This is a genomic window from Streptomyces sp. NPDC001502 (assembly GCF_042894785.1).
Taxonomy (GTDB): Bacteria; Actinomycetota; Actinomycetes; order Streptomycetales; family Streptomycetaceae; genus Streptomyces; species Streptomyces kutzneri.
On sequence record NZ_JBIAVW010000007.1, the window covers coordinates 413886 to 429591 of the forward strand.

At 74.7% G+C, this 15706-nt stretch carries 12 protein-coding genes; 7 read left to right on the forward strand and 5 right to left on the reverse strand.

Going from position 1 to position 15706, the window contains the following annotated elements; all coding sequences use genetic code 11:
* Nucleotides 1-39 precede the first annotated feature (39 nt).
* Both ACFY0D_RS15375 and ACFY0D_RS15380 read left to right on the forward strand, forming a co-directional pair.
* The gene (locus tag ACFY0D_RS15375) at nt 40-885 is read left to right on the forward strand and encodes a LysR family transcriptional regulator (RefSeq protein WP_390798786.1); all 846 of its coding nucleotides are present in this window, start codon (nt 40-42) and stop codon (nt 883-885) included.
* The gene (locus tag ACFY0D_RS15380) at nt 882-2006 is read left to right on the forward strand and encodes a M24 family metallopeptidase (RefSeq protein WP_390798787.1); all 1125 of its coding nucleotides are present in this window, start codon (nt 882-884) and stop codon (nt 2004-2006) included. Before ACFY0D_RS15375 ends, ACFY0D_RS15380 begins: the two co-directional genes overlap by 4 nt.
* A 3-nt stretch (nt 2007-2009) precedes the next feature.
* Here ACFY0D_RS15380 and treZ read toward each other — a convergent pair whose 3' ends face one another.
* Nucleotides 2010-3755 (reverse strand): malto-oligosyltrehalose trehalohydrolase, encoded by a 1746-nt coding sequence (gene treZ, locus ACFY0D_RS15385; RefSeq protein ID WP_390798825.1) that lies wholly within the window; start codon nt 3753-3755, stop codon nt 2010-2012.
* A 109-nt stretch (nt 3756-3864) separates the two neighbouring features.
* Between treZ and ACFY0D_RS15390 the strand changes: the two genes are divergently transcribed.
* The 3 genes from ACFY0D_RS15390 (at nt 3865) to ACFY0D_RS15400 (ending at nt 5997) form a co-directional block, all read left to right on the forward strand.
* Complete coding sequence (locus ACFY0D_RS15390; RefSeq protein ID WP_390798788.1) at nt 3865-4428, forward strand: FHA domain-containing protein; 564 nt, start codon at nt 3865-3867, stop codon at nt 4426-4428.
* An 89-nt stretch (nt 4429-4517) separates the two neighbouring features.
* Nucleotides 4518-5048, forward strand: coding sequence for a GNAT family N-acetyltransferase (locus tag ACFY0D_RS15395; RefSeq protein ID WP_390798789.1), 531 nt, complete (start codon nt 4518-4520; stop codon nt 5046-5048).
* A gap of 103 nt (nt 5049-5151) precedes the next feature.
* Nucleotides 5152-5997, forward strand: coding sequence for a 2OG-Fe(II) oxygenase (locus ACFY0D_RS15400; protein WP_390798790.1), 846 nt, complete (start codon nt 5152-5154; stop codon nt 5995-5997).
* Nucleotides 5998-6030: 33 nt separating this feature from the next.
* Here the strand turns inward: ACFY0D_RS15400 and ACFY0D_RS15405 are convergent, their stop codons facing one another.
* Both ACFY0D_RS15405 and lpdA read right to left on the reverse strand, forming a co-directional pair.
* On the reverse strand, nt 6031-7350 hold the full coding sequence (locus ACFY0D_RS15405) for a M14 family zinc carboxypeptidase (protein WP_390798826.1): 1320 nt from the start codon (nt 7348-7350) through the stop codon (nt 6031-6033).
* 144 nt (nt 7351-7494) lie between these two features.
* Nucleotides 7495-8907 carry a dihydrolipoyl dehydrogenase gene (gene lpdA / locus ACFY0D_RS15410; protein WP_390798791.1) on the reverse strand — a complete coding sequence of 471 codons (1413 nt, stop codon included), beginning with the start codon at nt 8905-8907 and terminating at the stop codon, nt 7495-7497.
* An 83-nt stretch (nt 8908-8990) separates the two neighbouring features.
* On the opposite strand from lpdA, the gene ACFY0D_RS15415 reads away from it, so the two are divergent.
* Complete coding sequence (locus tag ACFY0D_RS15415) at nt 8991-9920, forward strand: LysR family transcriptional regulator (protein WP_390798792.1); 930 nt, start codon at nt 8991-8993, stop codon at nt 9918-9920.
* Between the two features lie 28 nt (nt 9921-9948).
* On the opposite strand, the gene treY is transcribed toward ACFY0D_RS15415, so the two are convergent.
* On the reverse strand, nt 9949-12219 hold the full coding sequence (treY, locus tag ACFY0D_RS15420; RefSeq protein WP_390798793.1) for a malto-oligosyltrehalose synthase: 2271 nt from the start codon (nt 12217-12219) through the stop codon (nt 9949-9951).
* 82 nt (nt 12220-12301) lie between these two features.
* Between treY and ACFY0D_RS15425 the strand changes: the two genes are divergently transcribed.
* On the forward strand, nt 12302-13603 hold the full coding sequence (locus ACFY0D_RS15425) for an MFS transporter (protein ID WP_390798794.1): 1302 nt from the start codon (nt 12302-12304) through the stop codon (nt 13601-13603).
* Here the strand turns inward: ACFY0D_RS15425 and glgX are convergent.
* A complete protein-coding gene (glgX, locus tag ACFY0D_RS15430; RefSeq protein WP_390798795.1) occupies nt 13588-15702 on the reverse strand; it encodes a glycogen debranching protein GlgX in 2115 nt (704 codons plus the stop codon). The genes ACFY0D_RS15425 and glgX overlap by 16 nt on opposite strands.
* Between the last annotated feature and the right edge of the window lie 4 nt (nt 15703-15706).

Here is a 15706-nt window from a genome sequence, read left to right on the forward strand (position 1 = left end):
GCATCCCCGATCAGTGATCCTGATGGGATCCTGCGGGTCATGGATCCGCACCTGCTCCGCACCTTCATCGCCGTGGCCCGGCTCTCCTCCTTCTCCGCGGCCGCCCGCGAGCTGGGCTACACCCAGTCGGCCGTCTCCCAGCACATCGCCGCGCTCGAAGGGGACCTGCGGGCCGAGCTGCTCACCCGCCGGCCCGTCGCGCCGACCCCGGCCGGGGTGCGGCTGCTGGAGCACGCGGGACCGCTGCTGCTGCGGCTCGACGCCGCCCGCGCCGATGTGCTGCGGCTGGCCGCCGCCCCGCCCGGGCGCGTCACCCTCGCCGCCTCCCCGCTCGCCGTCGGCCCCCGGCTGCTCGCGGCGCTGCCCGCCACCGGGGTCACCCTGCGGGTGCTGCCCCCGGCCGAGGTGCCCGCCGCCGTCGCCACCGGAGGCTGCGACCTCGGCCTGGTCGACGGCCTCGCCGCGCCGAGCGACCCGCTGCGGCTGCCCGACGTGGCCCCGCTCACCGTGACGGGCGCGGGTGAGGAGGAGCTGGCCGTGCTGCTGCCTGCCGGGCATCCGCTCGCCGGGCGGGCCGCCGTCCGGCTCGACGACCTCGCCGACGCACGCTGGCTCGACGCACCCGGCGTGGGGCTGCCGCTCACCGCCGCCCGCGCCTCCGTGCGCTACGAAGGCACCGACCTGCTCGCGCTGTGCGCCCTCGCAGCCGCCGGGCACGGCCTCGCGCTGCTGCCGCGCCGCGTGGCGGAGGCCGCCGGCGCCGGGGTCGCCGTACCTCTGTCGGCCCCGCGCCTGGTGCACCGTACGGAGCTCCTCTCCCCGGGCCGCCCGACCGGCGTGGCCGCTGCCGTCGCCGCGCGACTCACGGGAGGATCACCCGTATGACACGTGAACCCGCACCCTTCACGGCCGATGACTACGCCGCCCGGATGGCCGCAGCCGCGCAGACCGCCGCCGACGCGGGACTCGCCGGACTGCTGATCGCCCCCGGGCCCGACCTCACGCACCTCACGGGCTACCGGCCCACCGCCGAGACCGAGCGGCTGACCCTGCTCGTCCTGGCCGCCGGGCAGGACCCGGTGCTCATCGTGCCCGCGCTGGAGGCACCCGACGCGGAACAGGCCCCGGGCGCCACCGCGCTGACCCTGCGGGACTGGGCCGACGGGAAGGACCCGTACGCCGTCACCGCCCCGCTGCTGGACTTCCGCGGGCGCTTCGGGGTGAGCGACAACACCTGGGCGCTGCATCTCCTCGGCCTGCAGCGGGAACTGCCGAACAGCTCCTACGCGCCGCTCACCGACTGCCTGCCCATGCTCCGCGCGGTCAAGGACGAGCGGGAGCTGGAGCGCCTCGCCGCGGCGGGGGCCGCCGCCGACGCCGCCTACGCGCAGCTCCTCCACCTCCCCTTCGCCGACCGGCGGGAGACCGACGTGGCCGAGGACCTGGCGGCCCTGCTGCGCGCGCACGGCCACTCCCAGGTCGACTTCACGGTCGTCGGCTCCGGCCCCAACGGGGCCAATCCGCACCACGAGGCCGGGGACCGGGTCATCCGCCACGGCGACATGGTGGTCCTCGACTTCGGCGGCCTGCGCTTCGGCTACGGCTCCGACATCTCCCGCACCGTGCACGTCGGCGAGCCCACCGCCGAGGAGCAGCGGGTCCACGACATCGTCCGCGAGGCCCAGCAGGCCGGCGTGGCCGCGGTCCGGCCGGGGGTCTCCTGCCAGGAGATCGACCGGGCCGCCCGTGCCGTGATCACCGAGTTCGGCTACGGGGACCGCTTCATCCACCGCACCGGCCACGGCATCGGGGTCACCACCCACGAGCCCCCGTACATGGTCGAGGGCGAGGAGCAGCCGCTGGTCCCGGGCATGTGCTTCTCCGTGGAGCCGGGCGTCTACCTGCCGGGCCGGTTCGGCGTCCGCATCGAGGACATCGTGACCGTCACCGAGGAGGGCGGGCTCCGCCTCAACAACGCCCCGCGCGAGCTGGCCGTCGTGGAGTGAGACTCACGGGGCCAGGACGACCGCCGTTTCGCCGGGTACGTGGATCCGCCCGTCGGGACCCGGGTGGCCGACCGGCTCCCAGGAGGCCAGCACCCGTACCCCGTTGCGGCCCAGCGCGATCGTCACCGGGTCCGGGGAGAGGTTCACGGCCACCCGGACGTCGCCCCGCCGGAAGGTGAGCCAGCGACGCTCCTCGTCGTGCGCGACCCGGACCGCCCCCAGGTCCGGGTCGCGCAGGTCGTGATGGGTGCGGCGGAGCGCGACCATCGTGCGGTACCAGTCCAGCAGGCGGGCGTGGACGGCCTGTTCGGGCTCCGCCCAGTCCAGGCAGGAGCGGTCCCGGGTGGCCGGGTCCTGCGGGTCCGGGATCTCCTCGGCCTTCCAGCCGTGCGCCGCGAACTCCCGGCGCCGGCCGGACCGTACCGCCTCGGCGAGGCCCGGGTCCGGATGGTCGGTGAAGTACTGCCAGGGGGTCTTCGCCCCCCACTCCTCGCCCATGAACAGCATCGGCACGAACGGCCCGGTGAGGGCCACGGTCGCGGCGCACGCCAGCAGCCCGGGGGAGAGCGAGGCGGAGAGCCGGTCGCCGAGCGCCCGGTTGCCGATCTGGTCGTGGGTCTGGGTGTAGCCGAGGAAGCGGTGGGCCGGGGTCCGGCGGTGGTCCACCGGGCGGCCGTGGGTACGGCCGCGGAAGGAGGACCAGGTCCCGTCGTGGAAGAAGACCCGGGTCATGGTCTTGGCGAGGGCGGCGAGCGGGGCCGTGGCGAAGTCGGCGTAGTACGCCTGGGACTCGCCCGTCAGCGCGCAGTGCAGGGCGTGGTGGAAGTCGTCGTTCCACTGGGCGTGCAGGCCCAGGCCCCCGGTGGCGCGCGGGGTGGTGGTGCGGGGGTCGCAGCGGTCGGACTCGGCGATCAGGAACAGGGGGCGGCCGGTGTCCGCGGCCAGTTCGTCGACGGCCGCGGACAGTTCCTCCAGGAAGGTCAGCGCCCGGTCGTCGGCCAGCGCGTGCACGGCGTCGAGCCGCAGGCCGTCGATCCCGTAGTCGCGCAGCCAGGCCAGCGCGCTGCCGAGCAGGTAGGCGCGTACCTCGTCGGAGCCGGCCGCGTCCAGGTTGACCGCGGAGCCCCACGGGGTGTGGTGGGTGTCGGTGAAGTACGGGCCGAAGGCGGGCAGGTGGTTGCCGGACGGGCCGAGGTGGTTGTGGACCACGTCCAGCACCACGCCCAGCCCCGCCTCGTGCGCGGCGGCCGTGAAGCGGGCCAGGCCGGCCGGGCCGCCGTACGGCTCGTGAACGGCCCAGGGCGCGACCCCGTCGTACCCCCAGCCGTGCCGGCCGGAGAAGGAGCAGACCGGCATCAGCTCCACGTGCGTGACGCCGAGGGCGGTGAGGTGCCCGAGCCGGGCGGCGGCCGCGTCGAAGGTGCCCTCGGGGGTGAAGGTGCCGATGTGCAGCTCGTACAGGACCGCGTCCTGGAGCCGGGTGCGCGGTGGTTGCGCGGGCTGCGGGGCGAGGGTCTCCGGATCGACCACCGCCGACAGGCCGTCGGGCCCGTCGGGCAGCCGGCGCCCGCGCGGGTCCGGCCGCGGGCCGTCGCCGTCGAGCAGGAATCCGTAGCGGCTCCCGTCGGCGGCCGGGGCCTCGGCGGTCCACCAGCCGTCCCGGTCCGGATCGCGTGCCATGTCGTACGTCGTCCCGTCGAGCAGCATGGCGACGTGACCTGTCAGTGGTGCCCACACCTCGAACTGCACGGCGGTCCCCTCGTCGGCGGCGGTGTCCAGCATGCGTATCGTGCCCATCATTCCGGGCGTGGCGGGGGAGTTCTGGACACTCCGGCCCCGACGGGCCGACAATCACCCTGTGACGTCCAGTTTCGAGATTCCCGCCTTCCCCGCGCCGCGGCTGTCCGACGCCGAGCGCGACCGGGCGCTGGGCCAGCTCAGGGAGGGCGCGGCCCTCGGCAAGCTGTCCCACGACACCTTCCTGCGCCGGATGGAACTCGCCCTGGTCGCCCGCCGCTCCGAGGAGCTCGCCGTCCTCACGGCCGACCTCCAGTCCCGGCAGGCGGCCGAAAGCCCCTGGACCCGTCGGCTGTTCGGCTGGGTCGGCCGGGCCTCGGCCGTGTCCCTCGGGGTCCGGCGCGCCTGGAACGCCGAGCGGCTGCCCAAGCTGCTGCTGCCGCATCCGAGCGCGACGGCCCTGCGGATCGGCCGCGACCCCGGCAACGGGCTGCGGCTCAGCCACGAGACGGTCTCCCGGGCGCACGCGGAGCTCAGGTTGCAGGGCGGGGTGTGGGTGCTCAGGGACCTCGGATCCACCAACGGGACCACGGTCAACGGGCACCGGGTGACCGGCTCCGCGGTGGTCCGCGACGGGGACCAGGTCAGCTTCGGGAACATGACCTTCCGGCTCTCGTCGAGCTGAGGGCGTCCCCGGAGGGGGATCCCTTGAAGGTGTCCCGTGGGGGCGCCCCGCCGGTACGGCGCCGGGGGTCGGCGCGCAGGATGGTGGCCATGGAACACACCTCCGTCATCCGCCGCGCACGCGTCGGGGACCTGCCCCGCCTGGCCGAACTCGTCCACGAGCACGTGGCGTACGAGAAGTCGGCGCCGCGCCCGCCGGACCTCGCCGAGCGGCTCGGCCCGCAGCTGTTCGCCGAGGACGCCCGGCTGTGGGTGCTGCTCGCCGAGACCCCGGACGGCACGGTCGCCGGATACGCCGCCTGCTCCGCCGAGTTCGCCTTCTGGGACGCCCGGTACTACCTGCACATGGACTGCCTCTACCTGGCGGAGGAGGCCCGCGGCCACGGCCTCGGCGGCGCCCTGATGGACGGCGTGACGGGTCTGGCCCGCGAGCTCGGCCTCGACCAGGTCCAGTGGCAGACCCCGGACTGGAACGCGGGCGCGATCCGCTTCTACGACCGGCTCGGCGCCACCGGACGGCCGAAGCACCGCTACTCCCTCGCGGTGGAGCCCTCCCTGGGTCAGGACCAGGCACTCCCCGGGCCCGCGCCTGAGCCCGGGTCCGGTTCCGCTTCCCGCTGACCGTGCCGCTCCGGATGCACGGGTGCGGGCGTGCGCCGCGCACTTCCGTGCGCCCCCCTGTGCTCCTTCGGCGCGGACGGCCGCCGCCGTACGGTTCCGGGCTATGAGCGGATACACGATGGAACCGGCCACGCCGATGGAAATCAGCCCGCGAGTCCTGCCTCCCTCCGACCGGTGGTCCCCCGCGCTCGCGGTACCGGCACCGGTCTGCCGTTTCGAGAACTTCCTGGGGGCGGAGCGCGCCGCCGCCCTGCTGGAGTACGCGATATCGCGGGAGGAGGACTTCACGGCGGGGACCGTCCTGGACCCCCTGACCGGACAGGTGTCCCGCAAGGGGCGGGACTCGCTGGTCCTTCCCGTGACCAGCGAGGTGTTCAGCGCACACCTGGCCGACTGTCTGCCGCTCGTTCAGGAGGTCCTCGGTCACCGGGCCGCACTCGCACAGTCGTTGACCGTCCTGACGGCGCACGGCGAAGGCGGCCACTTCGGCATCCACACGGACGCCTCACGTGTCCGGGACGTGAGCACGGCACTGTCCGCCGTGTACTACCTGCACCGCACGCCGCGCGGCTTCGGCGGCGGCCAACTCCGGCTGTACGACACCGTGGTGGACGAGGGCCGGGCGCGGCCGGGGGAGTCCTACCGCACGATCGAGCCCGAGCACGACACCATCGCCTTCTTTCCCTCCGGGGCCTTCCACGAGGTCGTGCCGTCCACCTGCCCGAGCGGGCGCTTCTCGGACCACCGGTTCACCCTCACGACCTGGATCTCCGGCGGGGAGCCCCCCGTGGCCCCGGACGCCCGCCGGCCGCACGTCTGGCAGTGGCTGGCGGCCGCGGCCGAAGGCACCCGCCCCCTCCACGACGCCGGGGAGGACCACGACGGAGCCAGGCCGGTGGCCCTGCCGCCGCCCGGCCCCGACACCCGCCTGGGGCCGCCCAGGACCTGACCGCAGCTCAGCCCGCCCGCCGACCCGGCCCGCTCAGCCGGCCCGCTCGTCCTCGTCCCGGCCGGCCGCGACGAGGCGGTCGTAGGCGGCCAGGACGGTCCGGGACTGGTGTTCCACCTGGGTGGCCACCGGGACCCAGCGGGCCCCGAAACGGGCCGCGAAGTCCTCGCACCACCCGGTGACCAGCCGGTCCAGCCCGGGCGCCGCCGGATGCCGCTGGGCGCGCAGCACCCGTAGCAGCATCGCGGCGGCGCGCAGCGACAGCCGCCGCCCGAAGGCGTCGATGCTGGCGATGTACGCCGCCGTGGCCTCTTCGGGAGCCCCGGCCGTCCACTCGGCGGCGATCCGGGGGATCAGCGCGAGCGTCCAGTCCACCGCGCGCAGCAGGGGCGCCGCGGCCGGACCCTCGTCCTCGTCCTCGTACGGCGGACCCGGCCGTACGTCGGCGCCGGCGCGGACCGAGGCGACGAGCGCGGCGTCCGTGGTGAGCCGCTCGGCCAGCATCCGCAGGGCGCCGCGCGGGTCGGGGTGCGGGGCCGGATCGTCCACCAGGTCGGAGGCCCACATGGGGACTTCGACGATGGCGGTCGTGCCGGAGTAGCGGTGGGCGTGGTACCAGGTGCTCAGCCGGGTGTCCTCCGGGTGGAAGGCCCCGGCGGCCTCGCTGCCCGGCTGCGGGATCACGAAGATCCCGGGCCCGGGGGAGGGCCAGCCGGCCGCGTCCGAGGCGCCGTTCTCCACCGGGATGCGCAGCTCGGCGGCCGATTTGGCGAACGGCTCGGCGAGGCCGGGTACGTCCCGGGTGAGCTGCACCCAGGAGCCGCCGAGGTCGGTGGCGTGCAGGGAGACCTGCAGGACGGGCCGCAGTTCGTCGATGAGCGCCATCAGGGCCAGGGTCTCGGGCGGCAGCCGGTCCGGGGGCAGTAAGGACGGCGCCCACTCGGGCTGTTCGGGGCCGGGCGGCCGGAAGAAGTTCCGGTGGTAGTCCAGCAGCGAGTAGGGGTGGGGGGTGCGGTGCAGGTCCGCGCCGTCCGGGTCGGCACAGAGCAGGAAGTGCCAGCCGCAGCCGGCCCGCGGCGCCGGGTCGTCGAGGACGCGCCGGGCGAGCGAGAGGGCGGTGGCGCCGCCGACGGGCTCGTTGGCGTGCGCCCCGGCGACGACGAGGACGTTGCGGTCGGCCCCGCGCGGGGCGCCGCCGGTCGCGGCGACGGACAGCACCCAGAGCGGCTGTCCGGCCCGGGAGGTGCCGGCCTGGCGGAGCCGGGCCTCGCCGGGGTGTTCGTCCGCCAGAGCGCGGGCGGCGAGCCCGAGTTCCCGCGGTGTGGGGTAGCGCATGTCACGGAGGAGAGTCACAAGGGATGCCATGCCCGCAGGGCCCGCCGCCTACTGCTCCGCGGGCCCCGCAGTTCCCCGAATCGAGGGTGAAACCCCTGGCCAAGGCCCAGGGGCCCGACACCGGCGGGCCCGGCCCCGGGGCCGCTGCCCGGGGCCGCCGGGCTACTGCTGGTGCAGTCCGCGGCCCGCCAGGCTGAGGAATGCCTCCCCGACCGCCTCCGACAGCGTCGGGTGGGCGTGGACGTGCCGTGCCACATCGCCCGGTTCCGCGTCCCAGCCCACGATCAGCTGGCTCTCCGCGATCATCTCCGACACGTGCGGCCCCACCAGGTGCACGCCGAGCACCCGCCCGTCCCGCTCGGCGACCACCTTCACCGTGCCGCCCTGCCCGTGCACCATGCCCTTGGCCACGGCGGTCAGCGGCATCGTGTTCACCACCACGTCGTACGCCGCCTCGCGCGCCTGGGCCTCCGTCAGCCCGACGGCGGCGGTCTGCGGGGCCGAGTAGGTCACCCGCGGCACCGCCGCGTAGTCCACCGGCGCGCCGGCCACCCCGGCCAGGGTTTCCGCGACCAGCAGGCCCTCCGCGAAGGAGGCGTGCGCCAGCCCGAGCGAGGGCGGCGGCAGCAGGTCGCCCACCACGTGGATCCCCGGGACGGCGGTCTCCAGCCGGGACCAGTCGGCCGGGGCCACGAACCCCCGTCCGTCGGTGGCCAGTCCGGCCGCCGCGAGGTCCAGGCCGTCGGTCACCGGGACCCGCCCGACGGCCACCAGCAGGCGCTCCGCCCCGATCTCCCGCAGCTCCCCGCGCGCGGTGCGCACGGTGGCCCGGACGCCGCCGGAGGCGAGCCGCCCGGCCTCCTCCAGCCGGGCCCCGGTCTGCACGTCGATCCCGCGCTTCTTCAGGCCCCGCGCCAGGTGCCGGGACACATCCGCGTCCTCCAGCGGGACCAGCCGGTCCGCGGCCTCGACCAGGGTCACCTCGGCGCCCATGGATCGGTGGAAGGACGCGTACTCCACCCCGATCGCCCCGCCGCCCAGCACCAGCACCGAAGCGGGCAGGCCGGGCGCGAACAGCGCGTCGTCACTGGTCACCACCGTGTGGCCGTCGGGTTCCAGGCCGGGCAGGGTACGCGGCCGGGACCCGGTGGCCAGCACGATCCCCCGGGTGGCGGTGAACTCCCGCCCGTCCGCGGTCCGTACCGAGCGCGGCCCCGTCAACCGGACGCCGCTGCGCACCACCCGCACCCCCGCGTGCTCCAAGTGCCCCTCCACCCCCTTGTGGTTGCGGGAGACGATGTCGTCGCGGGTGGCGGTCAGGGCCGACCAGTCGACCGACTCCACGCTCGCCCGGACCCCCCAGCGCTCGCGCGCCTCGGCTATGCCGTCGACGAGTTCCGCCGCGTGCAGCATGGCCTTGCTGGGGATGCAGCCCCGGTGCAGGCAGGTCCCGCCGACCTTGTCGCGTTCCGCGAGCAGGACGCTCAGGCCCAGGGCCGAGGCGCGCAGGGCGGTGCTGTAGCCGCCCGTACCGCCACCGATCACGATCACATCCACTGCGCTGTCGTTGGTCATGTCGCCAGCCTCCACCGCCCGTTGGGTCAAGTCCAAGGAAATGATCTTCTGAAGTTCATGCAGGATCTTTATGCTTCGAGGTCATGAGCCTGCGCCAGATGGAGTACTTCCTGGCCGTCGTGGAGGAGTCCTCCTTCACGCGCGCCGCGGACGGTCTGCACGTCACGCAGCCCGCCCTGTCCCACCAGGTCAAGGCCCTGGAGCGGTCCGTGGGCGGCGCGCTGCTGGAGCGGATGCCGCGCGGGGTCCGGCTCACCCCGATGGGCCGGGCCTTCCTCCCGCACGCGCAGCTCGCCGTCCGCAGCGCCCGTCAGGCCGAGCGGGCCGCCCGCGCCGCAGCGGGGGTGGCCGGCGGCGAACTGCACATCGCCACCGTGCACGCGCTGGCCGTCGGCCTGCTCCCGGGCGTCGCCGCCCGCTGGCGGTCCCGGCATCCAGGGGTGTCCCTGGTGCTGCGGGAGTACGGCAGCACCGAGGCACTGGAGGAGCAGCTGGAACGGGGCGTCGCCGACCTCGCGGTGGGCCCGGAGCCCGCGGGCTGGCCGGGGCCGCTGCTGCGGATCGGCCGGGAGGAGCTGGTCATCGTCGTCCCCTTCGACGATCCGCTGGCCGGCCGCACGGCCGTAGCCCTCGCCGAACTCGCCCACCGCGACTGGGTCCGCTGCGCGATGGAACCCCTGGTCGACGGCGTCCTCGTGCTCGACCGGGCGTGCGGGGCGCTCGGTTTCACCCCGCACACGGTGCTGCGTACGGAGCACACCTCGACGGCGGTACGGATGGCGGCCGCCGGGGTGGGCGTCGTCATGGCCCCGGCCCACATGGTCCGCGGCGCCGTCGGCGAGGACTGCGTCCTGCTCTCCCTCGACCCGCCGTGGCACCGGCCCCTGGCGGTCTTCTCCCGGGTCCCGCTGACCGGAGCCGCGGCGGCCTTCGCGGAGCTGATCGGTGCCGGTGCCGGTGCCGGTGCTCAGGTCACGCCGGATCCGGGCTGCCCCGGCCGTCCGCCGCACTGAGTGGCGGACGGCCCCCGGCTCCGCCGGATCACCGGCGCAGCCAGACACCCACCGGGTGGCCGTCCAGCAGGGCGGCCACCTCGGCCGGGCCGCTGTGCGACACGGGGGAGTCCGCGCGGGGGGAGAAGGGGGCGAAGCGGGTCCAGGTGCCGGGAGGCAGGTGCAGGCGGGTGTCCCGCCAGCCGCCCGACGCGGTCAGCCGGTGGGAGAGCCGGGTGGCCGCCACCAGCAGTCCGGGGGCCCGGGTGAAGGCCAGCAGATGGTCGGCGGCCGGGCCCCGTGCGAGGACCGGTGCGTAGCCACGGAAGAGCTCCGGCCGGTCCCGGCGCAGCCGCAGCAGGGTGGCCGTGAGCCCCAGCTTCTCCTCGGCCGGGTCCCCGGGGGCGGCCCCCGTGTCCAGCCGGGCCAGTGCCCGGCGGGGGAAGTGGGCCGGACGCCGGTTGTCGGGGTCCACCAGGGCCCGGTACTCCGTCTCCGCGCCCTGGTAGACCTCCGGGACCCCCGGCATCGCCAGGTGCAGCAGGGTCATGCCGAGGAGGTTCGCGCGGGCCGCCCCGGCCAGTTCCGCCGGGAGGTCGAGCGGGGCGCGGACGTATCCGGCCACGCCCGCCTCGTACTCCTCGTCCCGTTCGGTCCAGCTGGTGTGCAGGGCCGCCTCGCGGACCGCCTTGAGCAGTGCGTCGGCCAGCCGCGGCCCGGCCTCGGGGACCCGGCCGAGCCCCAGCGCGGTCTGCCGGGCCACCCAGGCCAGCTGGGGGTCGGGCCCTTCGGGGCGCCCCATCAGCTCCGGCGCCTGGGACAGCGCCGCGATCCGGGCGCGGACGTCCGCGCTGCGCTTGGTGTCGTGCGTGGACAGGACCGTCCCGGCCGCGGGCCACTCCTGGGCCAGGGCGGCGCAGTACGCGTGGAACTCCGCCGCCGACACCGCCGGCCTCCCCGGCTCCCCGCCGACCTCGGTGGCCGACAACAGCGGCGCGTACCGGTAGAAGGCCCGGTCCTCCAGGGACTTGGCGCGCAGGGCCGCCGAGGTCTGGGCGAAGCGGGCGGCGAAGGCCGGATCCCGCAGCAGCAGCTCCCGTACGGCGGCCACCGCGTCCGTACCGGCCGCCGCGGCCGCCTGCTCCAGGGCCCGCGGGGGCAGCTCCGGCTCCCCGGGGTAGGGCCGGTAGACGGGGAAGGCGATCAGCAACTCCCGTACGGCCGAGGCGAGTTCCGGTCCGGCCTGCCGTTCCAGCGCCCCCAGTTCGGCGGCCAGGTCACTGGTCAGCACCTCCCGGGCGGCGGACCGTGCCGCCTCCGGCCAGCGGGGCAGCCCGGTGGTCTCCCCGTACCGGGCCGCCAGCTCGGCGGCGCCCTCGGGGTCGGTGAACACCCCGTCCACCCGGTGCAGGGCGTCGTAGCCGGTGGTCCCCGCCACCGGCCAGGCGGACGGCAGCCGCTCCTCGCGGGCCAGGATCTTCTCGACCACCACCCAGCAGCCGTCGCCCGCCGCCGCCCGCAGCCGCCGCAGGTACTGCTCCGGGTCCGCCAAGCCGTCGACGTGGTCGATCCGCAGCCCGTCCGCCACCCCGTCCCGGACCAGCTCCAGCACCTTCGCATGGGTGGCCGTGAACACCTCCGGGTCCTCCACCCGGACCCCGATGAGCTCCGAAATGGTGAAGAAACGCCGGTAGTTGAGCGAGGTACGGGCTTCGCGCCACCAGGCCGGCCGGTACCACTGCGCGGCGAGCAGCTCGGGCAGCGCCAGCCCCGAGGTCCCTTCCCTCAGCGGGAACTGCTGCTCCCCGTAGCGCAGCACCTCGCCGTCGGCCCACAGCTCGCAGGACTCCACCGGCCCGGCCAGCACCGGCAGCAGCACCTGCCCGCCGCCCGCCTCCCAGTCGATGTCGAACCAGCGGGCGTACGGCGAGCCGGGGCCCTCCCGCAGCACCTCCCACAGGGGCCGGTTCAGCCGCAGCGGGGTCGGTACCGCCATGTGGTTGGGCACGATGTCGAGGACCAGCCCGAGCCCGTGCGCCCGCGCGGCCCCGGCCAGGGCCCGCAGCCCCGGCTCGCCGCCCAGTTCGGCCCGCACGCGGGAGTGGTCGGTGACGTCGTAGCCGTGCGTCGAGCCGGGCACCGCCTCCAGGACCGGGGAGAGGTGCAGGTGCGACACGCCGAGCGAGGCGATGTACGGTACGGCTGCCCCGGCCGCCGCGAAGGGGAACTCCGGGCGCAGCTGGAGGCGGTAGGTCGACGTCGGAGTGACTGGTGTCGGAACGTCAGATTCCGATTCGGGGGTCGCGTGCGGCTGGCTCATGAGAACGTACGTACCCAACCTGCCGGATTCCGTGCCATTACCCAATGCATCCGAGTGACTGCGCCGGGTTAACGTTGATCAAGTGGTTGGAACCGTCAGCACCTATCGAAAAGTCATCGCCCTGACCGGGCCCCTACTTCCGCTCGTCTCTTTCCTCGCCCGACTGCCCGTCGCGATGTCCCAGTTCGGCAGCTTCCTGCTGGTCGCCCAGACCAGCGGATCCCTCGCCACCGCCGGCACGGTCGGCGGCGCCCTCTCCATCGGACAGGTCCTCTTCGGGCCCGTCCTCGGCTGGCTCGCCGACCGCCACGGGCAGCGCCCGGTGGTCCTGGCCGCGGCCGCCGTCAACGCCGTGGCCACCGCCGCCCTCGTCGCCGGGGCGCTCACGCACCTGGCCACCGTCCCGCTCGCCGCGATCGGCGCCCTCACCGGCGCCTCCGTACCGCTGATCGGACCGCTCGCCCGCACCCGCTCGGTGGCCCTGGCGCACCGGGCCAAGTCCGACGAGAGCGTCGTCGGCGCCGTCCACGCGCTCGAAGGCACCCTGGACGAGGTCTCCTTCGTCTTCGGACCCGCCCTCGTCGGACTCGCCGCTCTCCTCGCGCACCCGGCCGTCGCCCTCGCCGGCGCGGCCGGCCTCGTCGCCGTCTTCGGCACCGTCTACGCGCTGCACCCGACCGCCGCCGTGACGGCCGGGTCGGGTGCGGTGCGCGACCGGCGCCCGGAAAGCCGGGTCCGGCCGCCCGGCGTGGTCCACGCCGTACGCGGCTCCCTCGCCCTCCAGGGCGCGATGTTCGGCGCCTGCCAGGCGGGCATCACCGCGCTCACCATCCGGCTCGGCGTCCCCGACCAGGCCGCCGTCGTCTACTCCGCCATGGGCGTCGTCAGCGCGGTCGTCGGCATCTCGCTCGGCGCGCTGCCCGCCCGCTTCGGGCTGCGGCTGCGCTGGCGGGTGGCGACCGGAGCGGCCCTGGTGCTCTCGGTGCCCCTGCTGTTCACCGACAGCCTGTGGCCGCTGTACGCCGTCGTCACCGTGCTGGGTGCCGCCTACGCACCCCACCTGATCACCGCGTTCGCGCTCACCGAGCGGGCCGTGGAACCGGCCCGGCTCTCCACCTCGATGGCCTTCGCCGCCAGCTGCCTGGTGGCCGGGCAGGCCACCGCCCTCGTCGTCTGCGGGCGCCTCGCCGAGGCGTACGGCCCCGCCGGGGCCTTCGCCGTGGCCGTCGGGGCGGCCGCGCTCTGCCTGCTCCTCGCCCTCGTCACCAAGGTGCCCGCCGCCCGGACGCACACCGCCGGGGCGAGCATCCCCGGCCCGCGGACCGGCACCTCCCCGGCGGCGACGGACGGGAGCGGCGCCGGCGCCGCCTACGCCGGGCGCTGAAGCACCACCAGGCACCGCCCCGTCAGCGCCACCCGGTCACCGGCCGCGAACTGCGGCCCGGTGCCGGGTGGCAGTACGTCCGCCCGCGCCGTGTCCACCACCAGCCGCCACTGCGCGCCGTGCCCCGCCGGAACGGTGAAGTCCTGAGGTTCCGCACCCGCGTTGAACATCAGCAGGAACGAGTCGTCCGTGATCCGTTCCCCGCGGGTGCCCGGCTCGGAGATCGCCTCCCCGTTGAGGAAGACGGTCAGCGCCTTCGCGTGCTGCGCCTGCCAGTCCCGCGCCCGCATCTCCTCTCCGTGCGGGGTGAACCAGGCGATGTCGGAGAGCTCGTCGTGCGTGCCCTCCACCGGCCGCCCGTGGAAGAACCGGCGCCGCCGGAAGACCGGGTGGTCGCGGCGCAGCCACACCATCCGCCGGGTGAACTCCAGCAGGGACGGCGCCGGTTTGCCGGGCTCCGGCCAGCCCACCCAGCTCAACTCGTTGTCCTGGCAGTAGGCGTTGTTGTTCCCCTGCTGGGTGCGGCCGAACTCGTCGCCGTGGCTGAGCATCGGCACCCCCTGCGACAGCATCAGGGTCGCCGTGAAATTGCGCATCTGGCGTTCGCGCAGCTCCAGGATCTCCGGATCCTCGGTGGGCCCCTCCACACCGCAGTTCCAGGAGCGGTTGTGGGTCTCGCCGTCCCGATTGCCCTCCCGGTTGGCCTCGTTGTGCTTCTCGTCGTACGAGACCAGGTCGTTCAGGGTGAAACCGTCGTGGCAGGTGGTGAAGTTGATCGACGCCAGCGGGCGCCGCCCGTCGTCCTGGTAGAGGTCCGAGGAGCCCGTCAGCCGCCCCGCGAACTCCGCGAGCGTGCGCGGCTGCCCGCGCCACAGGTCCCGTACGGTGTCCCGGTACTTGCCGTTCCACTCGGTCCACAGCGGCGGGAAATTGCCCACCTGGTAGCCGCCCTCGCCCAGGTCCCAGGGCTCCGCGATCAGCTTCACCTGGCTGACCACCGGATCCTGCTGGACCAGGTCGAAGAACGAGGACAGCCGGTCCACCTCGTGGAACTGACGGGCCAGCGTCGCCGCCAGGTCGAAGCGGAAGCCGTCCACGTGCATCTCGGTGACCCAGTAGCGCAGCGAGTCCATGATCAGCTGGAGCACGTGCGGGGAGCGCATCAGCAGCGAGTTCCCGGTGCCGGTGGTGTCCATGTAGTGGCGCGGATCGTCCGCCAGCCGGTAGTACGAGGCGTTGTCCAGCCCCCGGAAGGACAGCGTCGGGCCCAGGTGGTTCCCCTCGGCGGTGTGGTTGTAGACCACGTCGAGGATCACCTCGATGCCGGCCTCGTGCAGGGCCCGGACCGCCGACTTGAACTCCAGCACCTGCTGGCCGCGGTCACCCGAGGCATAGCCGTTGTGCGGGGCGAAGAAACCGATGGTGTTGTAGCCCCAGTAGTTGCTCAGCCCGTCGTTGACCAGCCGGTGGTCGTTGACGAACTGGTGGACCGGCATCAGCTCCAGCGCCGTCACCCCGAGCTTGGCGAGGTGGCCGATGACCGCCGGGTGCGCCAGCGCCCCGTAGGTGCCGCGCAGCTCCTCGGGGAGGTCCGGATGGTGCATGGTCAGACCCTTGACGTGGGCCTCGTACAGCACGGTGTGGTGGTACTCGTGGCGCGGCGGCCGGTCGTTGGCCCAGTCGAAGTACGGGTTCACCACCACCGAGCTCATCGTGTGCGGGGCGGAGTCCAGGTCGTTGCGCGAGTCCGGGCGGCCGAAGTGGTAGCCGTACACCGCCTCGTTCCAGCTGACCCGGCCGCTGATGGCCCGCGCGTACGGGTCCAGCAGCAGCTTCGCCGCGTTGCAGCGCCGGCCGCGCTCGGGCTCGTACGGGCCGTGCACCCGGAATCCGTAGCGCTGGCCCGGCATGACGCCGGGCAGGTACGCGTGGCGGACGAAGGCGTCCGTCTCGCGCAGCTCCACGGCCGATTCCGACCCGTCGTCGTGCAGGAGACACAGCTCGATGCGTCGGGCGGCCTCCGAGTAGACCGCGAAATTGGTGCCGGCGCCGTCGTACGTGGCACCCAGCGGATACGCCTGTCCCGGCCAGACCTGCATAGAT